The following is a 2,366-nucleotide window of genomic DNA, read 5'->3' as shown; positions in this document are numbered from 1 at the left end:
TTGTGTAATGCAAAATAGGAGTGCAGAAGTGTGCAACGGAAACGTACACAACTCTGCACTCCTATTTTAGAAAAGAAAAAGGACTTGCCAGCAACCATAATCTCACCCTAACGTTTAAGTTGCGACACAAGAACGTTAGGAGATGGAAGGAATGCTAGCAATGTCCGATATCAATTGTATCAAATATCTGAGAAACCACAAATCACATTCGATCAATCGAATCGCTAAAAATCTAGACCTCAACTGGAGGACGGTAAAAAAATACGCGGATTCAGCTCAACTGCCGAGTGAAACCATTCGCCCCAAGAGAGGCATGATGTACGGAACGAAATGGGGCGAGATGGTCGAGGATTGGTTGACCGAGGATCAAATGCTTCAGAAAAAGTTAAGACGAACGAATAAAAAGCTTTATGAAACGCTGGTGGCGAACGGATTCGAGGGTTCTTACCGGACGGTCTGCAATTTCATCAAGAGCTGGCATATGACGAGCGAGGAGGAAAACGACACAAGGCAAGAACGATTGCAACACCCTCCGGGTGAGGCACAGGTAGATTTCGGGACGATGGAAGTCGTCAAAGATAGTCATGCGGTCGATGTAAAATGCCTCGTCATGAGCCTGCCCTTCAGTAACCGCACAGCAGCTGTCGCCCTGCCCGCAGAAAACCAAGAGTGCTTTTTGACGGGACTCAAAATGCTTTTTGAAGAAATCGGTGGTGTACCGCAACAGCTCAGAATCGATAATCTCCCCGCCGCAGTCATCCAACCACGAACGACAAAAGAAGAGGCGATCTATACAGATGCTTTCCTGCAGTTCATGGCACATTACGGCTTCCAAGTTCAAAGCTGTAATCCTTACAGAGGTAACGAGAAAGGAAGTGTCGAGAACAAGGTAGGATACGTTCGGTACAATTTTCTTGTCCCAGCCCCTGTCATGCATGATTACGATTCGACGAACCGGCAACTCGCAGCTTCCCTACGGGATGACATGGAGAGAGTGCATTACGAAAAGCATGTGCTGATCCGTGAGTTGTTCGAAGAAGAGCAGAGACATCTATTGCGATTGCCGCAAGAAGACTTCCCCGTCTTCAAAGAAGAACTGTTCAAGGTGAACAAGTACGGCGAAATAACGATCGATAAGACGAAAGTCTTGATCCCTTCAGGGGCTCGTCATGGGCAAGTACGCGCCATCTTAAGGTGGGATTCGATGAAGATTCTCTCACTTCACGGAGAAATCCTCTACGAAGAAAAACGTCCCTACATGATGACAAAGCGTGCGCTCCCATGGGAAAACATCATCAGCACTTGGCACAAGAAGCCGAGAAGCTTCGGGCACTCCCGTTATTCCGAATATCTGCCGGGTAGAATCAAAGAGTACCTGGGCGTACCCAACTTACTCGTTCGGCAGGAAAGACTGGCCTGGATCCGAGCCAAGCTCGCACTCTATCCAATCCTCGAGATCAATGAACGCCTATACGAGCTACTGAGCGAGGACGACGATCCAGCCGTGGTTGAGGACCATCCTTATGATGTGGATTGGAGCAAGTACGATAGCCTGAATCGGCCTTGGGGAGAAGGTGGTGCAGTATGAGCCTAAAAGAAATGTGCAAATCGCTCCGCCTTGCCTATGTCGCTGAAATCTATGAATCGATTCCAACGGAATCCCCTGAAAAGTTTCTCACGGAGCTTTTCTCGATGGAAATGCGCCTCCGCGAGGAAGCGAAAGCGCAACGGTTAATCAAAAAGGCAAAATTCATCAACAATAAGTCACTAGACGACTATCATTGGGGCAATCACATCTACTTCCCAAAGCATTTAGATAAGGACGAACTGACCTCACTGAATTTCGTCGAGCACTCACAGAACGTCGTTCTGACAGGGTCCCCGGGTACAGGAAAGACCCATTTGGCCATCGGGCTCGGGAGAGAAGCTTGTCACAAAGGTTATGAGGTGAGGTTCTTCCGGGTCTCTGAACTCGTCGAGCAACTTAACAAGGCCTGGCGGGATGGAAAACTAGGCAACTTCCATTCTCGTCTCGAGTCGGCAGATATGATTATTTTAGATGAGATGGGATATCTCCCTCTCACAAAAGAATCTGCGGAACTTCTGTTTCATCTCATCACCGACTGGTACGAGCGAAAGAGCCTGATCATCACATCCAACCTTGAGTTCAGCCAATGGAATCGCATCTTTGGCGACGCGCGCTTGACTGCGGCACTCGTCGATCGCGTCATCCATCACGCTCACATACTAAACTTTACAGGTGACAGTTATCGTGTCACGCATGCGTTGTCGAAACACTAAAACCCAGCTGGCAAAGTTCTGTACTTTTCGTTGCATTATTGTGCACATTTGTATTGCAAAATACA

General features: G+C 48.0%; 2 protein-coding genes. Both read left to right on the top strand.

Features of this window, described 5'->3' with window-relative positions; all coding sequences use genetic code 11:
- Nucleotides 1-151 precede the first annotated feature (151 nt).
- The gene (istA, locus tag KNP72_RS15645) at nucleotides 152-1,588 is read left to right on the top strand and encodes an IS21 family transposase (RefSeq protein WP_029595511.1); all 1,437 of its coding nucleotides are present in this window, start codon (nucleotides 152-154) and stop codon (nucleotides 1,586-1,588) included.
- Nucleotides 1,585-2,301, top strand: coding sequence for an IS21-like element helper ATPase IstB (istB, locus tag KNP72_RS15640; protein WP_029595512.1), 717 nt, complete (start codon nucleotides 1,585-1,587; stop codon nucleotides 2,299-2,301). Before istA ends, istB begins: the two co-directional genes overlap by 4 nt.
- Nucleotides 2,302-2,366: the final 65 nt, after the last annotated feature.

Source organism: Exiguobacterium sp. s152 (genome assembly GCF_018618335.1).
GTDB classification, from domain to species: Bacteria; Bacillota; Bacilli; order Exiguobacteriales; family Exiguobacteriaceae; genus Exiguobacterium; species Exiguobacterium chiriqhucha.
This window is presented reverse-complemented; position numbering and strand designations above follow the sequence as displayed.